This window comes from Pseudomonas sp. YQ_5, assembly GCF_043103305.1.
Classification (GTDB): Bacteria; Pseudomonadota; Gammaproteobacteria; order Pseudomonadales; family Pseudomonadaceae; genus Aquipseudomonas; species Aquipseudomonas putida_Y.
The window spans coordinates 1-418 of sequence record NZ_JBICJS010000002.1 but is presented as its reverse complement, the minus strand read 5'-3'; the positions used below and the strand labels follow the sequence as shown (position 1 = coordinate 418).

1 protein-coding gene is annotated in these 418 nt (G+C 57.7%); it reads right to left on the bottom strand.

Going from position 1 to position 418, the window contains the following annotated elements; genetic code table 11:
- Positions 1-122 (bottom strand): thiamine pyrophosphate-binding protein (locus tag ACF8EA_RS00510; RefSeq protein WP_143515118.1); only part of this gene is annotated, 122 nt, incomplete at its 3' end.
- Between the last annotated feature and the right edge of the window lie 296 nt (positions 123-418).

The following is a 418-nucleotide window of genomic DNA, read 5'->3' as shown; positions in this document are numbered from 1 at the left end:
TTGATCTTCGACTTGCGCAGGGATTCGAGCAGGTCGAGGTTTTCCTCACCGGGGATGCCGAATACATACTCGACACCTTCATTTTCCAGGCATTGCACAACGACATCGGCGGCCTTGGCCATCTTGCTTGCTACCTCAAGTGATGGGACGGTGGAAGTCCAGGAATGCGCAGCACGGTACGCTGGCATCGCCAGGTCCAAGAGCAGAAGTGCCCCGAACCAGAGTCTTGACGTAGGGGGGGCGCGGAAAAGTCACGTTAAGGTAACGGGAATATTGTCGCAGCCTGAGATGGTCCGTGGGAGGCGAGTCCATACATAGGAGCGGGTTTACCCGCGAACACCGGCGAAGCCGGTGCCCTCCACCGAGTTGCCTGCTTCACGGCATGCCCCACAGCAATTCGAGCAGGCCTGGAATTTTT